Raw genomic sequence first — 20,959 nt, forward strand, 5'->3', positions numbered from 1 at the left:
AAGGGGCCTCCGTGGCCGACCCTGAAATGCAGCAACCCTGGCTCCTCGCGCGACCCGAGGTCGACCTCGACCGGGTGCGCCGGCACGCGACCGAGCACTTCGGTCTCGGCGGCGAGTACCGGGAACTCGGCAGCCAACAGGATCGGAACTATCTCGTGTCCGCCGAATCGGGCGCGGGGGCGCTCCTCAAGATCCACCACCCGGTGGTCACCGGGGAGATCGTGTCACTGCAGGCGGCGGTCGCGGAACGCTATCGCGACGCCGGACTGGCGACCCCGGCGCTGCTGCGCACGAGCGATGGCGACATCAGCGTACCGATCACCCTGCCAGACGGACGCGAGGCGCAGATGTGCGCGTTCGCGCTCGTAGACGGGAGCACCCTCGCCGACCTCGAGGCCGTCGACGGGGCCGCAGCCGAGCACCTCGGCGGCTTCGTCGGGCGGGCCGTCGATGCGCTGCGGAACCTCGATCACCCGAGTGCCGACCGAGAGATCCAGTGGGAGCTCACCCTGGCACCGCGGGTGGTCGCAGAGCTGCTGCACGAACTTCCCGGGGATCGCCGCGACGCCTGTCTCGCCGCCGCACGCCGCGCGGCGGCGCACCTCGAAGCACTGGATGATCTGCCGCGCCAGATCATCCACGGAGACCTCACGGCTGACAACATCATGCGCGACTCTTCCGGTGTCTCCTGGATCATCGACCTCGGAGACGTCGCGCAGTCGTGGCGCATCGCCGAACTCGCGGTCCTCGTCGCCGACATCATGGGACGCACAGGCGACCTGACGATCGCGTGCCGGGCGGTGCGGGGGTTCTCGCAGCAGGTGGCAGAGGCGGGGTTCGCCCTGACCGACGACGAGCTCGACGCCCTCTGGCCGCTCGTCGTGCTCCGCGGGGCGGTGCTCGCCGTGAGCGGGTGGAGTCAGCTCCGGATCGACCCCGCAAACGACTACGCCCGCGAGCGGATCGAGCACGAGTGGCAGGTCTTCTCGCGCACCGCAGGTCTCGCGCACGACGACGTAGTCGCGCAGCTGCGGCTCGCCGCCGGCCGCGCCCACCGCCGGGGGCTCGAGTACGCGCCGATCCTCACCGAGCAGCGATCAGCTCGCGTCATCGACCTCGGCATCCGCAGCGCCGACCTCGACCGAGGACGCTGGACCTCGCCGTCCATCGAAACCGACCTCGCGCGCGAGGCGCTCGCCGCAGCACCGGTCGCCGTCATGCGGTTCGGTGAGAGCCGCCTCACCCGTGTCTCCACCGACGTTTCCGCACCGGCGCCGACGAAAGCGAGGTGCGTGGACCTGTGGTCGCGACCGGGCGTATCGGTGCACGCGCCGTTCAGCGGAGTCCTGACCCGGGTGGGCGAGATCATCGAGCTCACCGACGGGGGAGTCACGCTTCGATTCGACGGTCTCGAAGCCGACGCCGCAGGGATTGATGTTCCGGATCAGGGCCGTCCGGTCTCCTCAGGCGCCGTGATCGGCAGGATCGCCGAGCGAGTGCCTGGGCTCGGACGCCTGCGGATGCTCCGCCGGGCTATGGGGGCCGCACCCGATCCTGCGTTCGGCGCGGCCGGTGACGAGTACGCCGTTGCGGGCGCCGCGGATCCCTCGCCGATCCTCGGAGTGCCGGCCTGCCCCGACCCGATCCTGCGGCTCCGCGAAGAGCGCCGCCGTCGCGACCGCGCCATGGGCGGTGCCGCCGAACGGTACTACGCCGAACCGCCGCAGATCGAACGAGGGTGGGGCGCGATCCTCATCGACACCGAGGGGCGCGCATACCTCGACATGGTGAACAACGTCACGGCGATCGGGCACGCGCACCCGCGGCTCGCCGACGCTGTCGGGAGGCAGCTGCACCTGCTCAACACGAACTCCCGGTTCCTCTACGAGGCGTACGCCGATTTCACCGAGCGACTGCTCGCGCACGCGCCCGACCCCACGCTCGACACTGTGATCCCGGTGAACAGCGGTTCGGAGGCCGTCGACCTCGCCATCCGTCTGGCTCAGGCGGCCACGGGTCGACGCGACGTGATCGCAGCGCTCGAGGGGTACCACGGCTGGACGATGGCGGCGGACTCCGTGAGCACGTCCGCCTACGACAACCCCTCTGCCCTGGATTCGCGGCCCGACTGGGTGCACCTCGTCGACGCGCCGAACGCCTACCGCGGCCCGCACCGCGGCGCTGGTGCAGGCGCTGCGTACGCGCGGCAGGTCGCCGACCGGGCAGCACAGCTCGCGGAAGCCGGCCACGGGCCCGCCGCGTTCATCTGCGAACCCGTGCTCGGCAACGCAGGGGGCGTGATCCCACCTGAGGGGTACCTCGCCGGAGCGTACGCGGCAGTGCGCGAGCACGGCGGTCTCGCCATCGCCGATGAGGTGCAGGTCGGGTACGGCCGACTCGGCGCTGCCTTCTGGGGGTCGGAGATGCAGGGCGTCGTGCCCGACATCATCGCGGTCGCGAAGGCCGCGGGCAACGCCTATCCGATCGGCGCCGTCATCACCCGGAGGGATATCGTCGACGCCCTCAGGCGCGACGGCATGTTCTTCTCCTCGGCGGCGGGTGCGCCCGCCAGCGCCGTCGCCGGTGCGACGGTGATCGACGTCATCGTCGACGAGGGGCTCCAGGAGAACGCGCTCCTGGTCGGTGCGGTCTTCGCCGAGCGCATCGAGGAACTCGCTGCGCGGCACCCGCTCATCGGCGCGGTCCACGGCAGCGGTCTCTATCGAGGCATCGAGCTCGTGCGTGACCGTGAGAGTCTTGAGCCAGCGGTCGAGGAGACGGCGTGGATCTGCGAGCGCCTGCTCGATTTCGGCGTCATCGTGCAGCCAGCGTCTGAGCGCCAGAACGTGCTCAAGGTGAAACCCCCGATGACCTTCGGGCTGCGCGACGTCGACGTGTTCGTCGCTGCGTTTGAAGCGGTGCTCACCGAGTTGGGGAAGCGTGAACGCCGCTCACTCGGGGAGGGGTTCGAGGAAGCCCTCTGAGGCGTGCCAGTCCTCCTCGTAGACCTCAGGGCTGACGAGGAAGCGCCTGGAGCTCTCCAGCAGTGGCTCGTCCACCGTCAGGGTTGTCGCATCGATCGCGCCGATACCGCGGATCCGTCCGCCCCCGAGCGAGTATGCGCTGTCTGAGGCGAGCAGGTCAGCGGTCGACAGCTCGACGAACTCGGTGCTCAGGCCGAGGCCGCGCGCGTGCCTGAAGAAGAGCTCGAGCGTGGTGCCGGGGAGGATGCCGATGCCGGGGTCCGGGGTGCGGAGGGTGTCGCCGACGCGGCTGACGACCGTCGCGTTCGGCGCCTCGAGGACATGATCGTCGGTGGTGCGGTAGATCGCGAGGTCGTAGCCGTGTGCCGCCACGTACCGGTTGGTCGCCATGTTCGACGCGTAGGAGAGCGTCTTGACGCCGGCCAGCAGCCACGGTTCGTCGCGCCCGTACCCGGCGGGGACGCCCCGAGACAGCAGGGTGGCCCTGAGTGGCAGTTCGGCGCCCGTATCGGGCGCCTGCTCGAGGATGAAGAGGATCGTCGGGTGTGCCGCCGTTCCGTCGGCTTCGGGGTGCTCGGGCCCTCGCGTGATCACGATCCGGAACAGGAGGCGCTGTGCGGGGTCCGCGCACTGGGCGAGGAAGCCCTCGACGGTTCGGCGCCAGAGATTCAGCGACGAGAGCCCCGGCAGGTCGAGGTGGCGGAGCGAGTGGTTCAGCCGACGCAGGTGATACGCGAGGGCGACCGCGCGTCCGTCGACCACCCGGGTGGCTTCGAAGACCCCGTCACCCCGCAGTAGACCGAGGTCGTGGATCCCGACCGTCTGAGCGGCTCCGCCGAGGACCTCGAAGCCGGGGTCCGCCCCGCGGCTCGGGGCGGCCGAGCCCAGGAGACCGTGGTCGCCTCGAGCGACCACCGTCGGGAAGATCCGCTCACTCGATCCGGCCATCGCCATCCCCTTTCAGCGGCTCGCCTGGTGTTGCGCGCCATCGGCAGAATATACCCGTTGAGTGCGGAGAATCGCACAGAGGAACTCACCGGCCACCGGTGTCCCCCGCGGGCCAGGCGTTACGCCCTGGACGCCTGAGGGGTGCTGTCGTCGCCTTCTCGCGGACTGCGGAGGGCGGCTATCCCTGCGATCACGAACCACACGTAGATGCTCTCGGCGGCAAGGCGCTCGGACCAGCCGACAGGCCCGTGCCCGGCGAGCGAGAATCCGAGCCACACCATCCCCGCGAGTGTCGCTCCTGCCACTGCCGCAGCTGAGACGGATACCAGGGGTGAGACGCCGCGCGACTGGCGCGCCGCGAAGAGGAGGAGCGCCAGTCCACCGAGAAAGAGCGGAACCGCGAGCAAGGTGTGCGCGGTGATGCTGACGTTTCCCGGCACCACGGAGACGCCGATCCCGCCTGCCGTCATCACGAGTGCCGCTGCGATGGTTGCTCGCGACCACCGATACCGTCGAGCGAGAAGCATCGCCCCGGCTCCGACGATGAGGTACTGCGCGACTCCGCCGATGTTGAACAGGGCGTGCAGCGGCGAGCAGGTCTCCAGTACGCCGCCCGGACGGGCCTCCTCGACGCAGGCGGTGTACCCGAGGTCGCTCACTGTGTGGTCGGCGATCAGATAGGGGACTGGCCAGGCCTGCACGACGATGAGTTGGAGCCCGAAATTCAGCACGAATGCGATGACCCACAGCAGCGATCCGATCTGCACTCGGGAGGGTGCTGAGGCCAAGAGCGTGCCCGTCTTCATAGCCAGTTCCGCTCCCGTGCGTACCGCGCCGCGGCCCGCCGATTCGGCGATTGGGTCTTCTGCATCGCCCCGGAGAGGTAGTTGCGCACGGTGCCTTCGGCGAGGTGCAGCCGCTGTGCGATCTCGATGACCGAGAGTCCGTCGAGCGTGCCCTGCAGCACGTCGAGTTCGCGGTCGGTGAGCGGGGAGTCCCCGGCGACCGCGAGCGCAGAGATCTCTGGGTCGATCCAGCGTCGGCCCCGGTGCAGGGTCTCGACGACCATCGCGATCTGCTCGGGTCGCGCGCTCTTGCTGATGAACCCCCGCACCCCGGCCTGCAGCGCCTGGCGCAGCACTCCCGGTCTCGCGTGACGCGTGAGCATGAGCACCGCCTGCTCCGGTCGTTCGGCGAGTACGCGCCGTACTGCCTCGAGTCCGTCGGTGCCGGGCATCTCCAGGTCGATGACGAGTACGTCGGGTGCGTGGAGCAGCGTCGCCGCGGTCGCGGCAGCTCCGTCCGCGGCCTCGGCGACGACCTCGATCTCGCCCTTCATCGGGAGGAGGGCCGCGAGCGCGCCCCGTAGCAGGGCTTCGTCGTCGGCGAGCACGATCCTGATCATGTCGGCGTCTCCGCGGTGATGCCGTCGTCCGCATCGGGGCTCACGCTCGCGTTCCTCGGCAGTTGCACGGTCGTGATGAAGCGATCCCCGGTGCGCTCGGCGGTGAGCGCGCCCCCGTCCGCGGCCACCCGATCGTGCAGCATCGCGAGACCGCTCAGTCGCAGCGCGCCTGAGTGCGCGGCACCGTCATTGATGACGCGCAGGGAGTGCCCGGTGAGGTCGATGTCGACGGAGGCGGCGTCGCTGTGGCGCAGGATGTTGGTCGTGGTCTCGCGCAGCACCTGGCCGAGCGCCTCATCGCTCCGTGGATCCTCGGAGGCGGTCCGGCTGATCCTCACCTCGATACCGGCGGCCTCCAGCAGGTTCTTCGCGTTCTCGATCTCCGCATCGAGGTTCACCCGGTGCTGCCCGTGGGCGAGGGCAGACGTGCGAGCGATCGTGGCTTCGACTTCCGCGTAGACCTCGCGGAGCTCGCGTCTGGCGCGCTCGGGGTCGGCGTCGAGCACCGCGTCGGCGAGAGCGACTTTCAGATTCACCACGTGGAGGGTGTGGCCCTGGATGTCGTGGAGATCCGTTGCGAACCGTACCCGTTCCCGCATGATGCCGAGCTCCGCCTCGGCCCGCTGGGCGGCCTCAAGATCGTGCAGGATCGCCCGGTGCCGTTCGAGGATCAGGATCACCGCGACCACGAACACCGTGAACCCGGTGGGGAGCAGCACGTACCGCAGAGCGTTGTTCCAGGTGAGCGGTTCATGGGTGAAGTAGAGGGATCCGGTCGCGCCGACGAGGAGCCCGATGCCGATGGCGGCGGAAATGTGATGCCGGGGAAGCCGGGGGATCATGACGCCGCCGAGCAGCGCCACACCGAAGAACCCGAGCGGATTGAAGCCGAAGAGCGTGGACGCGACCCAGACGAGCGCCGAGAATGCGAGTGCGGCGATCATGACCCAGGTGAGCCTCGCGGGCCGCCACTCGTAGAGCACGAAGAAGGCGACGCCGAGTCCGGCGCCGATCGCGACCCCCTCCCACCACGACTCGGCGGTGGTCGCCACCAGCACCAGAGTGAGCGGCGCGATCGCGAGCACCGCAGTGAGCACCGTGGCGCGGTGCATGCGGCGGCTCGCCTGCGCGCTCGGGGCTGACATGGCTCCCACTCTGACAGACCGCGGCACATCCGAACAGTGACAAAACCTCACATGAGCTGGTGACGCTCCCGCCCTGCCGGGTGGCCGCGGATCGGCGTGGAATAGGGGCATGACAACAGAGACAGTGATCGATGTGCACGACCTGAACGTGCGGTACGGAAGTTTCGAAGCGGTCAGGGGCCTGAGCTTCGAAGTGCGGCGAGGGGAGCTCTACGCGCTCCTCGGCACGAACGGGGCGGGCAAGAGTTCGACGCTCGAGGTCATCGAGGGGCACCGCACCGCGTCGTCTGGCGAGGTCCGCGTGTTCGGGGAGCCGCCGACGCGCCGGCGTTCCGTGCGCCCGCGCACGGGCATCATGTTGCAGGAGAGCGGGTTCGCCGAGGACCTCACGGTGCGTGAGACGCTCGGCCTGATCGGCAGTCTGTCGCAGCGCGAGGATAGGCCCGAACGGGTGCTCGATGTCGTCGGCCTCACGCAGAAGACGAGCACGCGCGTCTCGCAACTCTCCGGAGGCGAGAAGCGACGACTCGACTTCGCGACTGCGATCTACGGATCCCCTGAACTCCTCTTTCTCGACGAACCGACGACCGGACTCGACATCCAGTCCCGCGACGCGCTGTGGGAGAGCGTTGACCGCCTCAGGGAGGACGGTGCGACGATCGTGCTCACCACGCACTACCTGGAGGAGGCGCAGCAGCGCGCCGACCGGGTCGGGTTGATGCACCGCGGCCAGTTCCGGATGGAGGGAACCGTCGCCGAGATCACCCGCACCCTCCCGGCGACGATCTCGTTCAGGGCACCCGTCGAGTCCGCGGAGATTCCACTGGCGCATGCGAGGCGGGACGACGGGACGGTCCTCGTCGAGACCCACGAGTTGCAGGGCGACCTGCACCGCCTCCTCGCCTGGGCGGACGCGCGAGAGCTCGAGCTCGTCGAGCTCGAGGCCGGGCCGACCCGTCTCGACAACGTGTTCCGCTCCATCGCGAACGACTGACCCGACCACGCCGTCCCCCGACCCGAAGGACTCCCACCATGCTTCCCATCGCCCGCAGTGAATTCCTGCAGATCTTCCGCAACCGGATGGTCTTCGTCAGCGCCACGATCGTTCCGATCGGCCTGAGTTTGCTCTTCATCTCCCAGCGCGAAGTGTTCGCGCAGTCGCCAACCGGAGTCGGTCTGCTCGCCGGAGCCTTCATGATGATCCTGATCAGCATGGGGCTCTACTCGACGGCGGTCACGACGCTCGCGGCGCGGCGGCAGACGCTGTTCCTGAAACGACTGCGCTCGACCGCCGTCAGTGATCCCGCGGCGCTGAGCGGGATCGTACTGCCCCCGGCGATCATCGGCGTGGTCCAGGTCACCGCCGTCCTCGTCGTGCTCGGCGTCATCGACGAACCACCGGCCGAGCCATTGTTGCTCGTCGTGTCAGGCCTCACGCTGGTGCTGATGATGCTCGGGTTCGCGCTCGCGACTGCGGGGATCACCCAGTCGCCCGAGCACGCCCAGGTGACGACCCTCCCCATCACCCTCGGGGCGTCTGCCATCGCGTTCTGGATCGGCTTCACCGGCACTGAAGAGCTCGCCCTGCTGAAGCGGTTGCTTCCCGGAGGCGCAGCCACCGAGCTGACGATCACGGCGTGGAACGGCGGAGCCGAGCTGGGGGAGAGTCTCCTCCTGCTCGCGCCCACGCTGGGGTGGATCGTGGTTGCCGTCGTGCTCGCCAAGGTCATGTTCCGCTGGGAGCCGAGGCGCTGAGGCGCGGTGACCTAATAGCAGTAGGCAGAAAACTACAGGGTGTAGGATTGTGGTCATGATCACGCACGAGCTCCACGCCGAACTCTTCCACGGCATCGACCATCTCGAAGCCGCAGAGCACGGCCTGCGTCCGCACCGCCTTCCGGCATGGGTGGGGGATCAGTTCCCCGACCCGCAGCTGCTCGGCATGGAGGGGCAGCCGTCGGGAGTGCGCCTCAGGTTCCGCACGTCAGCGACGCGGATCACCCTCGTCACGCACCCTGACCGGTTCACCTACACGGGGCTCGAGCGGCCCCGCGGTGCGATCGACGTGCGCGTCAACGGTGCACTCCTCCTCCGGGATCGGCTCACCGGGGGCGACCTCACCGTCGTCGACATGCGGACCGGTGACACCCAGCGGCACGCGGGGGCATCGCACACGACCGAGGTCTCCGGGCTTCCCGGCGAGGAGCAGACGGTCGAGATCTGGCTCCCGCACAACGAACGCCTCGACGTGGTCGCGCTCGCCGCGGACGCAGAGCTCGTTCCGGTGGCCGCCGATGCCGGGCCGCTCTGGGTGCACCACGGCAGCTCGATCAGCCAGGGATCCAACGCGACCGGCCCGAGCGAGATCTGGCCCGCCATAGCTGCGCAGCGCCTCGGGCTCGACCTGCGGAACCTCGGGTTGGGCGGCAGTGCGTTCGTCGATCCGTTCCTCGCCCGCGTGATCAGGGACGCGCCGGCCGACGTCATCAGCCTCAAGTTCGGCATCAACATCGTCAATCTCGACGCGATGCGGCTGCGCACGCTCGTGCCGGCCGTCCACGGGTTCCTCGATACCGTCCGGGAGGGGCACCCGAACACGCCGATCCTGCTCATGTCGCCGATCCACTGCGCGATCCATGAGCACACGCCTGGGCCGGGAGCGTTCGACCCCGCTGCTGCCGCAGAGGGGCGGGTGCGCTTCATCGCAACGGGAACCGAGGGCGACACCGACCACGGCCGGCTGACCCTCTCGACGGTACGACAGGCGCTGAGAGACGTGGTGGCGCACCGGCCCGCCGATCCCCATCTCCACTACCTCGAGGGCACCGACCTCTACGGCGCCGACGATGAGCGCCGGATCCCCCTGCCTGACGCTCTCCACCCCGACACCGAGGCGCACCGGCTGATCGGTGAGCGCTTCGTCGACCACGTCCGTTCGGAGGCGCGGCCCTTCGGCGACCTGCCCGTGCACGGCGACGCGGTCGCCGGAGCCTGACGATGGCGCGAGCGGGGCTCACGCCCGACATCGTCGAAGAGGCGGCTGCGGCAATCGCCGACCGAGACGGTTACGACGCCGTCTCCGTCTCTGCGGTCGCACGATCGCTCGGGGTGCAACCGGCGAGCCTGTACGGACACGTGAGCGGCAAGGCGGCACTCCTCGGCCGGCTCCATCGGCGTGCGCTCGACGAGCTGGGCGCCCTGGTCGCCGACGCGACGGTGGGGGCGTCCTGTCGCGATGCGCTGAGCGGGTATTTCGACGCGCATCGCACATTCGCAGCGTCGCGCCCGGGGCTCTGGGAAGCCCTCCAGCGCAGCGCCGACCCCGAGACCGTCGCCTCTGCGAGCGCGGACCGGGTCTCCCGACTGACCCTCGCCGTGCTCAGGGGCTACGGTCTCTCCGGCGCGGCCGCGGTGCACGCGGCGCGCCTGGTCGGGGCCACGATTAGCGGCTTCATCAGCCTTGAGGCGGCGGGGTCGATCCGGCACCGCGAGCCGCAGACGATCGACTCCTGGGAGGCGGCCATCGACGCGCTCGACCGGGCGCTGCGGACGTGGCCGTGAGCGGGCGACCCGGTGACGTCGGAGGCATCGCCGGAAGCCACCAGCCCGCGGAGTAGGATCACCGCATGAGCGGAGAAGGGCCCGCAACATCGCAGGTCGGTTTCAGTGCCGAACGCACACGAGCGTTCATCGACGCCGTCGTGGCCATCGCGATGACGCTGCTCATTCTGCCGCTGATGGAAAGCGTCGGTGAGGTCGCGGGTGCCGGGGACACCGCCGCCGTCTGGCTCGGCGCGCACACGAACCAGTTGCTCAGTTTCGCCCTCAGCTTCGTCATCATCGCGCTCTTCTGGATGAACCACCATCGACTCTTCTCGAGCATCGAGCGGATCACACCCGCGATCATGTGGATCACCGTCGCGTGGATGCTCACCATCGTCTGGTTTCCCGTGGCGACAGCGATCACCGGGCAGATGCCGGATGACGACCCCGTTGCGAAGGCGCTGTACATCGGCACGATGATCGCGACACCGCTCCTGCTGCTCACCACCCGCCTCTACCTGCGAAGGCACCCCGACGTGCACTCCGCCACACCGGAGGCGCTCACTCGCGGGATTGGCGTGGACCTCTCCATGGCGACGCTCTTCGCCGTGTCGCTCATCGTCGCGCTCCTGGTTCCGGGAATCGGATACCTCGCCCTCCTCCTGATGTCGTTGACGGGACTCCTGCAGCGCATCTTCGACCGCATGCTGCTGCGCCGCCCCGGGTCGGGCCCCGAGGCCACCGAGGCCACCGAGGCCACCCCCGTCGAGTGAACGCAATTGGTTCCCCAGCGGACCGGATCGGAACGAATTGCGCTCACTCGATGGCGTCGGGTCGGGCCGATACCCCGATCAGACCTCAGCAGTTCCGCGGAAGCAGACCGTCGTCGCACCGCCGACCCACACGGTGCCCGACCCGGAGGTGATCTCGACCTCGCCCGCGCGGCCGAGGCGGGTGCCCTGAGCGACGGTGTACCGCTCGGGAGCCTCGCCCCGACTGATGAGCCACTGCGCCGTCGACGCGTTGAGGCTGCCCGTCACCGGATCCTCGCGCACACCCACGCCCGTCACGAATGCTCGGATCTCGAAGGCGTGAGGGGACCCGTCGGGGGTCGCGCCGATGGCGCCGACCTTCGCGTCGGGAATTCGGGAGAAGTCGGGCTCGAGTGCCAGCACCTCGTCGGAGCTCGCGAGACGCACGACCGCCCATCCGGGGCCGTTGTCGACCCACTGGTGCGCGATGATCCGCTCCCGATCGATGCCGAACGCGTCGGCGATCTGCGCGACGTACGACTCGTCGAGGTCGCCCGAGCGAAGCACCGGAGGGCCGGCGAACGAAAGCGACTCGCCCTCGTGACGGAGCTCGATGAGGCCAGCAGCGCACTCCTGGACGACCGTGCCCGGCGTGCGTGGCTTCCCGCCCCGATCGAGCCACGCCCGAGCGGACCCGAGCGTGGGGTGCCCGGCGAACGGGAGCTCACCTCCCGGGGTGAAGATGCGCACGCGGTAGTCGGCGCTCGCGTCAGTCGGAGTGAGGACGAAAGTGGTCTCGGACAGGTTCGTCCACCGTGCGATGCGCTGCATGTCGCCCTCATCGATGTCGTCGGCGTCGAGGATCACCGCCACCGGGTTGCCGCGATACGGTTCCCGGGAGAAGACATCGACCTGGGCGAAGGGGTGTGGTGCGGGCATCGATCGGTTCCTTTCGGCTGGGTCGAGTTCGATCCTGGCACGCCCGGAGCGTCCGCGCGTAGCGATTGCGGTGGTGCCGTCAGGCGGGGTGGGGCGTTCCCCACACGCCCAGGCCGAGGAAGATGATCCCGATCGTGAGCACGATCCCGAACTCCCAGGGCCGCCGATCCATTGCGGCGAGCCGGTGGAAGACGGCGGTGATCCGGCGCGCGAGCTGCGGGAGGCGCTGCCACGCCCAGGCGAGCAGCACGTACGGCGACACCGTGGCGAGGAGAAAGAGCGCATAGGCGATGAGCCGGATCGCGTCGTCCTCGCTGATGCCGCGGATGAGTCGTGCCGTGAGGTACATGGTGGCGAGACCGCTCACCCCGATGACCGCGTTCGAGGCGCCGACGAGGATCATCTGCCACGGCTGCTCCGTGCCGGTCGCTCGCGGCGGCCGTACGCGTCGCGGGCGATGCAGCCGGGTGCCCATGATCACCGCAGCCAGGACGAACAGCCCACCGAACGCCAGATCGATGCTGCGGCGGACGAGTACGCCCTCCACGTCGTCCCGCAGCGCCGCCTCGAGCGTGCGCGGATCGACGAACTGGAGCACCAGCAGTAGCGCCGTGGAACCGATCGCCAAACCCACCAGCATTCCGGCGATGAGCCGATCCGGTCGCTTCGCGTGGGTGAGAACGCGGAGGGCGACGGCGATGAGCGTGGGGCTGAACCCCATGACGAGACCGAGCCCGATGAGGCTCACCGCTCCGCCGGCGTAGCGCAGCAACTCGGCCTCCATCACAGGGTTCACGCTAGCGGGCGGGGTGTGCCCGCGCCAGTGCCGTCACCGTTCAGTCGAAGCGCGCCCTTCGCTGTCGACGGGGAACGAGACATGTTGGTGGATCATCTGCCACCGCCCGTCGCGACGCTCGAAGATGCGCGTGCCCCGTGACCAGTCCACCCTGACGGAGCCGTCGGAGGCGACATTGCGCATTCGGTTGAGGCCCCAGGTTACCGCGACGTCTCCGGCGATGCGGATCTGAAGATCGGGGATGTCCCACCGAAAATCTCCCGTCTGGTACTCCATGCCCGCTTGGCAGACGGCGCGGACCGCCTCGACGCCGCGATACTCCTGAGGAGTGTCGTGCTCGTAGGAGACGATATCGTCGGCGATCGGTTCCATCTGCGCGTCGACGTCTTTCCGGGTGGAGGCGTCGAACCAGGTTGCGAAGAGCGCGCGGAGCTCGGCGGCTCCCGCATCGGCGGCGAGGTCGCGGTCGAGCGAGTCGAAGCAGCCGAGCCACCCGTCCTGGTTCGCGTTCCGCAGCGCCAGTGAGGTGTAGCCGGATTGGGTGAAGCGCAACAGCGTGCGCGGGTGCTCCGCTGTGCCGATGTCTGCGAACGTGACGGTGACGAGCGTCTCGGAGTTCGTGGTCTCCCCGTCGACCTGCTGCAGGGTGAGCTCGACTCGTGTGTTCGGGTCGAGCGCTCTGAAGATCCCTTGCTCGGTGTAGCGGTGTTCTCCGGAGTCTGCAGCGAAGTCGAGTCGCCACGCCCCTCCGATTCGAGGATCCGCTTCGGCGTGCACCGTCCGGTAGGTCGGCGGCGCGAACCAGCGCGCGAGCGCATCGGCGTCGGTCCAGCGGTGGTAGACGCGGTCGGGTGCGGCGGGCAGTTCGCGAGTGACATCAATGCTGAACGTGCGGCTGTCGGTGGTGGTCATGATGGGTCCTCTGGATCGTGGGCTTCGGGGCCGGCTTCGAGGTCGGCCTCGAGGGCGGTGAAGCGGTGTTCCCACACCGCGCGGTAGTGCTCGAGCCAGTCGTCGAGCTCTTGGAGGGGTTCCACGCGCAATCGGCTCGGACGGCGTTGCGCGTCGCGGCCGCGGGAGACGAGGCCCGCGTGCTCGAGTACTGAGATGTGCTTCGAGATGGCGCGTGGAGTGAGATCGAACGGCAGCGCCAGATCTGACACCGACGCTTCGCCGTGCTCGCGCAGAGCGGCGAGGATGGAGCGGCGCGTCGGGTCGGCCAGGGCCGCGAACGTGAGGGTCAACGCATCGGCTGTCATATCTGGTACCAATCGGTTCGGGAACTATTGGGTTCCATAGTGCGCCGATCCGGTGACACAGTCAAGCGGGGGAGCGGCCTGGGGTCGGCGGGCCCGTGCGGACTGGCGCCCGGCCGCCGGGGCGGACCGGCATCCGGAGGGCATGGCGGGCGCGCGCCGTGCTGGCGCATACTGGGGAGATGCCGGAATTGCCCGAAGTAACCGCGCTCGTGGCGGATCTGCGTCGGCGCGCCGTCGGCCGCGTGGTCGACCGGCTCGACACCCGGGCGTTCGCCGCTCTGAAGACCGCCGGTATCGCTTCGACTGCGCTGAACGGTCTGACGGTCGACGCCGTTGATCGGCACGGGAAGTTCCTCGATCTCCGGATCGGTCCCCACCACCTGGTCATCCACCTGGCGCGTGCGGGGTGGATGAAGTGGCGCGACGAGGTGCCCGACACCGTGGCGCGCTCGGGGAAGGGGCCCCTCGCCGCTCGTCTCGTGTTCGCGGATACGGATACGGGCGACGCGTGTCTCGACATCACCGAGGCCGGGACGAAGAAGAGCCTCGCACTGTACCTCGTCGATGACCCAGGCGAGGTGCCGGGCGTCGCGAGGCTCGGGCCCGACCCGCTCGACCCGTCCTTCACCTTCGACGTGTTCGCGCGGATCCTCGCCGATGCCGGTCGCTCCCAGATCAAGGGGGTGCTGCGAAACCAATCGCTCATCGCGGGTATCGGGAACGCCTACTCCGACGAGATCCTGCACGTGGCCCGGATGTCGCCGTTCGCGCCAGCCGCGATGACCGGCGACGATGCGGAACGGCTGTACGCGGCGCTCGAGTCCACGCTCGCCGACGCCATTGCCCGCGCAGCCGGCGTTCCGGCAGCCGGCCTGAAGGGTGAGAAGCGATCCGGCATGCGCGTGCACGGCCGCACCGGTGAGCAGTGCCCCGTCTGCGGGGACACCGTCAGAGAGGTCACCTACTCCGATTCATCGCTGCAGTACTGCCCGACGTGCCAGACGAAGGGCAAGCCGCTCGCCGATCGGGTCCTCTCGCGACTGCTGAAATAGTGGCGGTGGTCTCACCGGCGGAAGAGTCGTTCGGTGCCTGCCGCGGCGAGGATCACGCAGGAGAGCCAGATCGCCCCTGCCGGTCCAAGTGGTGCTGCTGCAGCTCCGGCCGCGAGGGGGACACCGACCTGGCCGACGCGATTCGCCACGAGTCTGAGCGACAGCGCCGATGACCGCCAGGCCGGTGGGACGGCCTGCACGACGAGTGACATCGTGAGGGGCTGGCCGAGGCCGAGGAAGAACCCCGCGACCGCCATCGCCGCGATCGCGGCGGCCGGGAGGTGCAGTGTCAGCGGCGGGAGCACGAGGGCGACCGCCGACCCCCACAGGCTCGCCAGCACGAGGGCGTTGCGACTGTATGCGCGGCGCAGGGCGGGCAGCAGGAATCGGGAGACGATGGTCGCCGCGGCGCGCACCGCGAGGAGTGCGCCGATGAGCACGGGCGATGCGCCGACGGCTTCGCCGAGCAGGGGCAGGAACGCCGCGAGGATGTCGAGCACGGCGACGACGGCGAACGACGCCAGCAGGGTCGAGGGCATACCGGGTGTTCGCAGGAGCCGGAGCACGGAGGGCTTCGCGCGCTGCTTTGACTGGGCGTCGACCACGGAGTGCGGCTGCGCGCTCGGCGCGGACGGGGTGCGCAGGCCGAGCAGGAGTAAAAGGGCCGGCACGGCGATCGCGGTGCCGATCCAGAGCGCCGTATCGACGTCGCCGGGGGCTCCGGCCCCGCTGCCTGACGAACCGATGAGGATCCCGCCCAGCAGCGGACCGGCCATCTGCCCCACGGCGTACCCAGCCTCGAACCACCCGAACCCGCGATCGAGGTCGCGGTCGGACGTGAAGCGCGCGATCATCGCCTGACCGGTGATCGTGAAGACGAGGTGACCGAGCCCGAGCACTGCAGTGCCGAGTCCGACGACGACGACTGACGGGGCGGCGCTCACTATGGCCCCGCCGCCACTGACGAGGCCGCTCCCGACGATGAGGAGCAGTTTCACGTGCCGCGTGCGTTGCACCGCGGCTCCGAGCGGCATGGCGATCACCAGCGGCAGGAGCGCGAAGAGAGCGGCGACCAGGCCGACGACCTCTGCCCCGGCGCCCAGGCCTGAAAGCTTGTAGGTGGTCGTCGGGCGGACGAGATAGATCGTGGCCTGGTTGAGCAGGGCGGCACCCATGAGCACCCAGAGCCAGCCCAGTGAGTTCTTGTGAGGGTCCGCGGCCACACTGCGACACTATCAACGGGTCGCCAGGTTTTCGGGAGGGGATGATAACTGGTCAGTGGCGAGAGTGCCAGGCCCTCACGTGGAAATTCTCGCAAAAACCGCTGAGAGATACACTGCGAGGATGAATATCTTCCTGATCCTCATCATCATTGTCGCCATCGCGCTGCTGCTCGTCGGCGGTCTGGTCGAAGCGGTCCGGTTCCTCCTCTGGGTGGGCCTGGTGCTCGCGATCATCGCCGTCATCATGTGGCTCTTCCGGGCCATTACGGGCAGTCGCCGCTAAGTCTGAACGATCCTTCGGGGGCCGCACGGGACACCGTGCGGCCCCCGAAGTGTATCCGGAGGGCCTCGCAATTCAGGTGTCAGCTCCCCGCGGCCGCGCCTCCGGTCCGGTGCGCATGCGTCCAGGAGTGCGCACGGATTCTCTCCCACATCAGCCGGAGCTGTGCGGTCATGTCGACGGAGCGGTCGAGCAGCCACTGCAGTTGCAGGCCGTCGGCGGCCGCCATAAGCAAGTTCGCCGTCGCGGCGATGTCAATGTGCGACCCGACCTCACCGTTGCGCTGCCCGTTCACGATGACCTTGGTGAAGAGGGCCCGGATCCGCTCGACTCGCTCCTGGAAGAACTCGTGCGCCGGGTGCCCCTCGATCGTGGCTTCGGAGGAGCATTCGACGTAGAGCTGGATGAGTCCGGGCACCGTCGTATTGTGCGTGATGACGGCGATGAAGCCCTCGAACGTTGGGTTGGGGTCGAAGAACTGCTCTCGATCGTGCTGGTCTTTCGAGCGGAGCACTGCGATCGCGAGTTCCTCGCGTGAGCCGTAGTAATGGACCAACCCGGCTTGGCTCAAGCCGACGCGGGACGCGATCTCCGCATTGGAGGTCTGCCGCCATCCTCGCTGCGCCACGATATCGAGCGTGACATCGATGATTTCCTGCCGTTTCGCGATGCCCTTCGCGTATGGCCCCCGTTGACTCATGGACTCCAGCCTACGAGATCCGCAGCGAATCTTATCGGACGCTGCGGATCGGAAAGATCACGAGGGCCCCGAGCAGCGCGATCCCACCGGCGATGCCGAGCATGAGGGTGTAGTTGGGGTAGGAGCCCACGTAGATCAACGCGCCGGCGATCACGGGGGCAAGGCTCTGCGGCAGAGCATTGGCCATGTTGAACACTCCGAGGTCCTTCCCGGCGTCATCCGGGTTCGGCAGCACGTCGACCACGAGGGCCAGGTCCACGCCAATGTAGACACCGTAGGCGAAACCGAGCCATGCTTCGACCAGATAGAAACCCTGGACGTCGGTGACGGTACCGAGCATCGCGGTGCCGATCGCGAACGCGACGGTCGCGCTCCATACGAAGACCTTGCGGCGCCCGAGGCGGTCCGACAGTCTGCCGGCCAGCCACCCTGAGATAACGAGCGCGCAGGTATAGATCAGTACCGCGGTCGAGAGTACCCGAGGGGTCTGTTCGGGTGGCACCCCGAGCTCGCGCTGGATGAAGAAGAACCGGAACGTGCTGAACATGAATGCCGCTGTCATGATGCTGAAGCGGGACCACCAGGCGAGCGCGTAGTCGGGGTGTGCGAGCGGGCTCACCCAGAAGGTGCTGATCCAACCGCGGAAGGAGAGCCGGGGCGGCCGCTCGGGTAGCACGCGATCCTGCAGGATGAGGGCGAAGACCAGCATGGCGATGACCGCCACGACGGAGGGGCCGACGAACATGATGAGCAGGTGGCCGGCGAAGAAGTCCGCGACGTAGGCGCCGCCGAGAATCCCGACGTTCTGCGCGATGCCGAGGAGCGCGGTGATGCTGCCGCGCTGGAATCGGGGTACCTGGTCGGAGATGGTCGCGATGAAGGCGGCGAGCGTGGCGTTCGCGCCGAGTTGGGCGAGGGCCCACCCCGCGGTTGCGGTGCCGAGGTTGGGGGCCGTGGCCATGATGCCGAAGGCGATGGTCATGAGTGCTGTGCCCCCGACGACCCACGGGCGCCGGCGACCCCAGCGCGAGGTCGTGCGATCGGAGAGGCGACCGAAGACGACGTTCGCGATGAATGCTGACGCCGCCCCCACTCCCTGGAGCACGGCGATCGAGCTCTCTGCGGCGCCGTCGGCAATCGCCCCGGCGTCGATCAACGACTGGATCTTCATGCCGATCCCGACCATCGCCGGTCCGAGGAGAGCGATGTAGAGGAAGACCTGCGCAGTGACCAGGGCGATGCTGTAGGACTTCGGCGCCGGGGCTCCTGGCTCGGACGCGTCCGGAGTAGATCCCACAACCGCTGATGCTCCGGTGATGCCCGAGGGCTGTCCCGCTGCGGACCCGCTCACACTACTCATTGACGACTCCTCTGTGCCATGTAGATATTGCCTGATAGAAGTGTCATACTGAAAGCCGAAACTGTCAAGGTTTTCGAGGCGAACGAAGGAGATCCCATGAAGAATACCCCGCAGATGCCGGCACGATCAGCGTCTTCGGAGCCTGCCGAAGCAGCGGCGGGGCAGCGAGTGCCAGTCGACCGGCTCACCCTGGAAGAAAAGGCGAGCCTGACCAGCGGTGCGGACCACTGGCGCACCCAGGCCGTCGCGCGCGTCGGAGTCCCCGCTCTGGTGCTGGCGGACGGTCCGCACGGACTGCGGAAGCCGGCGAACGGATTCGGCGAGGTGGGTATTGGCGCGAGCGCGCCGGCGACATGCTTCCCGCCCGCGGTCGCGCTCGGTGCGACGTTCGACCCCGAGTTGGCCGAACGCGTCGGCGCGGCGCTCGGGGCCGAGGCCGCCGCAGCCGGGGTCGCGGTGCTGCTCGGACCCGGGATCAACGTCAAGCGGACCCCGCTTTGCGGGCGGAACTTCGAGTATCTCTCCGAGGATCCGCTGGTATCGGGTGAGCTCGGGGCGAGCGTGGTGCGCGGCATCCAGTCCCGCGGGGTCGGGGCATCGCTCAAGCACTTCGCCGCGAACAACCAGGAGACGGACCGTCACCGCACCTCCAGCGACATCGATCCGCGGCCGCTGCGCGAGATCTACCTGCGGGGGTTCCAGCGCGTCGTGGAGGTTGCGCAGCCGTGGACGGTGATGTGCTCATACAACCGCCTCAACGGCGTCCAAGTCTCCCAGGATCCCTGGTTGCTGACCCAGGTGCTCAGAGAGGAGTGGGGCTTCACCGGCCTCGTCATGTCGGACTGGGGCGCAGTCGTCGACCGCGTCGCCGCGGTGCAGGCAGGTCTCGACCTCGAGATGCCGTCCTCCGGCGGGCGGACCGATGCCGAGCTCGTGGCCGCGGTCCGGGACGGTCGGCTCGCGGAGCGGGAACTCGACGCCGTCGCTGACCGGGTGCTCGAGCTCGCGCGTCGCGCCGCCGGGGTGGAACCGCACCCGGTGGATCTCGACGCGCACCACGAACTCGCCAGGGAGGTCGCGGCGAGATCGATCGTCCTGCTGCGGAACGAGGGCGAGCTCCTCCCGCTCCGGCCGAGCGCCTCAGTGGCGGTCATCGGTGCATTCGCGGCCGATCCGCGCTACCAGGGCGACGGATCGTCGCGCGTCGTTCCGACGCGCATCGACACGGCACTCAACGCGATCCAGGGGTACGCGGAGGGTGAGGTCGTCTACGCGCAGGGGTTCGAAATCGACCCGCTGGACGCCGAGGCGGATACGGGACGAGACGAGGCTGCCCGCGCCGACGAGCTGCGCGACGAGGCCGTAGCCATCGCGGAAGCCGCCGAGACGGTCGTACTCTTCCTGGGCCTGCCCGCGCACGAGGAGTCTGAGGGCTTCGACCGCGCCCACATCGATCTCCCGACAGAGCAGTTGGCATTGCTCGACGATGTGATCTCGGCGAACCCGAACGTGGTCGTCGTCCTCTCGCACGGGGGAACGGTCTCGCTGCCCTTCGCGGATCGCGTGCCCGCGATTCTCGATGCGTCGCTGCTCGGGCAGGCGGGCGGCTCCGGCACCGCGGATGTGCTCTTCGGCTCCGTCAATCCCTCGGCTCGTCTGACCGAGACGATCCCCCTGCGCCTCGAAGACACCCCGGCGTTCGGGACGTTCCCGGGAGAGGAGGGGCACGTGCGGTACGGCGAGGGCGTGCTGGTCGGGTACCGCTGGTACGACACTCGGCAGCTCGACGTACGCTTCCCCTTCGGGCACGGGCTTTCGTACACCACCTTCGAAATGACGAATCCGCGTGCGACATCCTCCCAGGAAGGGATCGCCGTGACCGTCACGGTGACGAACACCGGAGCCGTTTCGGGTCGGGAGGTCGTGCAGGTGTATGCCGCACTCGAGAAATCCGGCGTGCGGCGGCCGACCCGTGAACTGCGCGGGTTCAGCGGCGTCGAGTTGGCACCCGGGGAGTCCCGAGAGGTGGTGATCCAAATCCGGCGGTCCGATCTCGCGTACTGGAGCGTCCGCGAGGATCGGTGGGTCGTCGAGACCGGTCGGTACACGCTCGACGTCGGCGCGTCGAGCCGAGACATTCGAGCGACCGCCACGGTCGAGGTTGAGGGAGATGAGCGACCGCTCCCGGTGACCCTCGAAACCACGTTCGACGAGCTCATGGCGGACCCGGAGACCGCCGCTCGCCTCGAAGTCGCGATGAAGGCGAACGGCGTCGTCGTCGATCAGGCCACTCGCATCTTCCTCGGCGGAGTACCGGTCGGGCGTATCGACGGGTTCCCACTGCCGAGGCGGGAGACCGAGAAGCTCATTCGAGCGATCAACGCGTGAGTCGGCGGCGAGTCGGGTGCGTTCAAGCGCAGGGCGTGATCGGGCCCGACTCGCCGGGGAGTCGTTATTTTGTTCGATATCTGCGAGTATGGGGTCAGAACCTCGCAACACCGTCGTGATCGCGCTCGTGATCACGACGTTCCTTATTCACCGCGTTCGCTCTGAACGCGGTACTCATATCGCCC

20 protein-coding genes are annotated in these 20,959 nt (G+C 68.6%); 9 read left to right on the plus strand and 11 right to left on the minus strand.

Annotated features, from left to right (window positions below; genetic code table 11):
* Positions 1-11 precede the first annotated feature (11 nt).
* Complete coding sequence (locus tag K8P10_RS00270) at positions 12-2,984, plus strand: aminotransferase (protein ID WP_224779806.1); 2,973 nt, start codon at positions 12-14, stop codon at positions 2,982-2,984.
* On the opposite strand, the gene K8P10_RS00275 is transcribed toward K8P10_RS00270, so the two are convergent.
* The 4 genes from K8P10_RS00275 to K8P10_RS00290 all read right to left on the minus strand — a co-directional run bounded on the left by K8P10_RS00275 (position 2,952) and on the right by K8P10_RS00290 (position 6,482).
* Positions 2,952-3,932, minus strand: coding sequence for an aminotransferase class IV (locus tag K8P10_RS00275; RefSeq protein WP_224779807.1), 981 nt, complete (start codon positions 3,930-3,932; stop codon positions 2,952-2,954). The two genes, K8P10_RS00270 and K8P10_RS00275, sit on opposite strands and share 33 nt — an antisense overlap.
* Positions 3,933-4,051: 119 nt before the next feature.
* Positions 4,052-4,738, minus strand: coding sequence for a hypothetical protein (locus K8P10_RS00280; protein ID WP_224779808.1), 687 nt, complete (start codon positions 4,736-4,738; stop codon positions 4,052-4,054).
* Positions 4,735-5,337, minus strand: a complete 603-nt coding sequence (locus tag K8P10_RS00285) for a response regulator transcription factor (RefSeq protein ID WP_224779809.1) — start codon at positions 5,335-5,337, stop codon at positions 4,735-4,737. Before K8P10_RS00285 ends, K8P10_RS00280 begins: the two co-directional genes overlap by 4 nt.
* Positions 5,334-6,482, minus strand: a complete 1,149-nt coding sequence (locus tag K8P10_RS00290) for a sensor histidine kinase (protein ID WP_224779810.1) — start codon at positions 6,480-6,482, stop codon at positions 5,334-5,336. The genes K8P10_RS00285 and K8P10_RS00290 overlap by 4 nt, the downstream gene beginning before the upstream one ends.
* A 109-nt stretch (positions 6,483-6,591) precedes the next feature.
* On the opposite strand from K8P10_RS00290, the gene K8P10_RS00295 reads away from it, so the two are divergent.
* The 5 genes from K8P10_RS00295 to K8P10_RS00315 all read left to right on the plus strand — a co-directional run bounded on the left by K8P10_RS00295 (position 6,592) and on the right by K8P10_RS00315 (position 10,798).
* On the plus strand, positions 6,592-7,476 hold the full coding sequence (locus K8P10_RS00295; protein ID WP_224779811.1) for an ABC transporter ATP-binding protein: 885 nt from the start codon (positions 6,592-6,594) through the stop codon (positions 7,474-7,476).
* A gap of 38 nt (positions 7,477-7,514) precedes the next feature.
* On the plus strand, positions 7,515-8,237 hold the full coding sequence (locus K8P10_RS00300; protein ID WP_224779812.1) for an ABC transporter permease: 723 nt from the start codon (positions 7,515-7,517) through the stop codon (positions 8,235-8,237).
* A 55-nt stretch (positions 8,238-8,292) separates the two neighbouring features.
* Positions 8,293-9,477, plus strand: coding sequence for a GDSL-type esterase/lipase family protein (locus tag K8P10_RS00305; RefSeq protein WP_224779813.1), 1,185 nt, complete (start codon positions 8,293-8,295; stop codon positions 9,475-9,477).
* Positions 9,478-9,479: 2 nt separating this feature from the next.
* A complete protein-coding gene (locus tag K8P10_RS00310; RefSeq protein WP_224779814.1) occupies positions 9,480-10,043 on the plus strand; it encodes a TetR/AcrR family transcriptional regulator in 564 nt (187 codons plus the stop codon).
* 65 nt (positions 10,044-10,108) lie between these two features.
* A complete protein-coding gene (locus tag K8P10_RS00315; protein ID WP_224779815.1) occupies positions 10,109-10,798 on the plus strand; it encodes a TMEM175 family protein in 690 nt (229 codons plus the stop codon).
* A 78-nt stretch (positions 10,799-10,876) separates the two neighbouring features.
* Here the strand turns inward: K8P10_RS00315 and K8P10_RS00320 are convergent, their stop codons facing one another.
* The 4 genes from K8P10_RS00320 to K8P10_RS00335 all read right to left on the minus strand — a co-directional run bounded on the left by K8P10_RS00320 (position 10,877) and on the right by K8P10_RS00335 (position 13,771).
* Positions 10,877-11,716, minus strand: coding sequence for a PhzF family phenazine biosynthesis protein (locus K8P10_RS00320; RefSeq protein ID WP_224779816.1), 840 nt, complete (start codon positions 11,714-11,716; stop codon positions 10,877-10,879).
* Between the two features lie 79 nt (positions 11,717-11,795).
* Positions 11,796-12,503 carry a hypothetical protein gene (locus K8P10_RS00325; RefSeq protein WP_224779817.1) on the minus strand — a complete coding sequence of 236 codons (708 nt, stop codon included), beginning with the start codon at positions 12,501-12,503 and terminating at the stop codon, positions 11,796-11,798.
* A 42-nt stretch (positions 12,504-12,545) separates the two neighbouring features.
* Positions 12,546-13,424 (minus strand): SRPBCC domain-containing protein, encoded by an 879-nt coding sequence (locus tag K8P10_RS00330; RefSeq protein ID WP_224779818.1) that lies wholly within the window; start codon positions 13,422-13,424, stop codon positions 12,546-12,548.
* Positions 13,421-13,771 carry a helix-turn-helix transcriptional regulator gene (locus tag K8P10_RS00335; RefSeq protein WP_224779819.1) on the minus strand — a complete coding sequence of 117 codons (351 nt, stop codon included), beginning with the start codon at positions 13,769-13,771 and terminating at the stop codon, positions 13,421-13,423. Before K8P10_RS00335 ends, K8P10_RS00330 begins: the two co-directional genes overlap by 4 nt.
* A 179-nt stretch (positions 13,772-13,950) precedes the next feature.
* Here K8P10_RS00335 and K8P10_RS00340 point away from each other — a divergent pair, with 179 nt between their 5' ends.
* Entirely contained in the window at positions 13,951-14,823 is an 873-nt protein-coding gene (locus tag K8P10_RS00340; protein ID WP_224779820.1) for an Fpg/Nei family DNA glycosylase, read from the plus strand.
* 11 nt (positions 14,824-14,834) lie between these two features.
* Here the strand turns inward: K8P10_RS00340 and K8P10_RS00345 are convergent, their stop codons facing one another.
* On the minus strand, positions 14,835-16,046 hold the full coding sequence (locus K8P10_RS00345) for an MFS transporter (RefSeq protein ID WP_224779821.1): 1,212 nt from the start codon (positions 16,044-16,046) through the stop codon (positions 14,835-14,837).
* Between the two features lie 121 nt (positions 16,047-16,167).
* Between K8P10_RS00345 and K8P10_RS00350 the strand changes: the two genes are divergently transcribed.
* A complete protein-coding gene (locus K8P10_RS00350; RefSeq protein ID WP_224779822.1) occupies positions 16,168-16,329 on the plus strand; it encodes a hypothetical protein in 162 nt (53 codons plus the stop codon).
* Positions 16,330-16,408: 79 nt separating this feature from the next.
* Here K8P10_RS00350 and K8P10_RS00355 read toward each other — a convergent pair whose 3' ends face one another.
* Both K8P10_RS00355 and K8P10_RS00360 read right to left on the minus strand, forming a co-directional pair.
* Positions 16,409-17,026, minus strand: coding sequence for a TetR/AcrR family transcriptional regulator (locus K8P10_RS00355; protein WP_224779823.1), 618 nt, complete (start codon positions 17,024-17,026; stop codon positions 16,409-16,411).
* A 31-nt stretch (positions 17,027-17,057) separates the two neighbouring features.
* Positions 17,058-18,386 (minus strand): MFS transporter, encoded by a 1,329-nt coding sequence (locus tag K8P10_RS00360; protein ID WP_224779824.1) that lies wholly within the window; start codon positions 18,384-18,386, stop codon positions 17,058-17,060.
* A gap of 96 nt (positions 18,387-18,482) precedes the next feature.
* Between K8P10_RS00360 and K8P10_RS00365 the strand changes: the two genes are divergently transcribed.
* On the plus strand, positions 18,483-20,774 hold the full coding sequence (locus tag K8P10_RS00365; protein WP_224779825.1) for a glycoside hydrolase family 3 C-terminal domain-containing protein: 2,292 nt from the start codon (positions 18,483-18,485) through the stop codon (positions 20,772-20,774).
* Positions 20,775-20,959 lie beyond the last annotated feature (185 nt).

The sequence above is a fragment of the Leucobacter sp. Psy1 genome (genome assembly GCF_020096995.1).
In the GTDB taxonomy this organism is placed as follows: Bacteria; Actinomycetota; Actinomycetes; order Actinomycetales; family Microbacteriaceae; genus Leucobacter.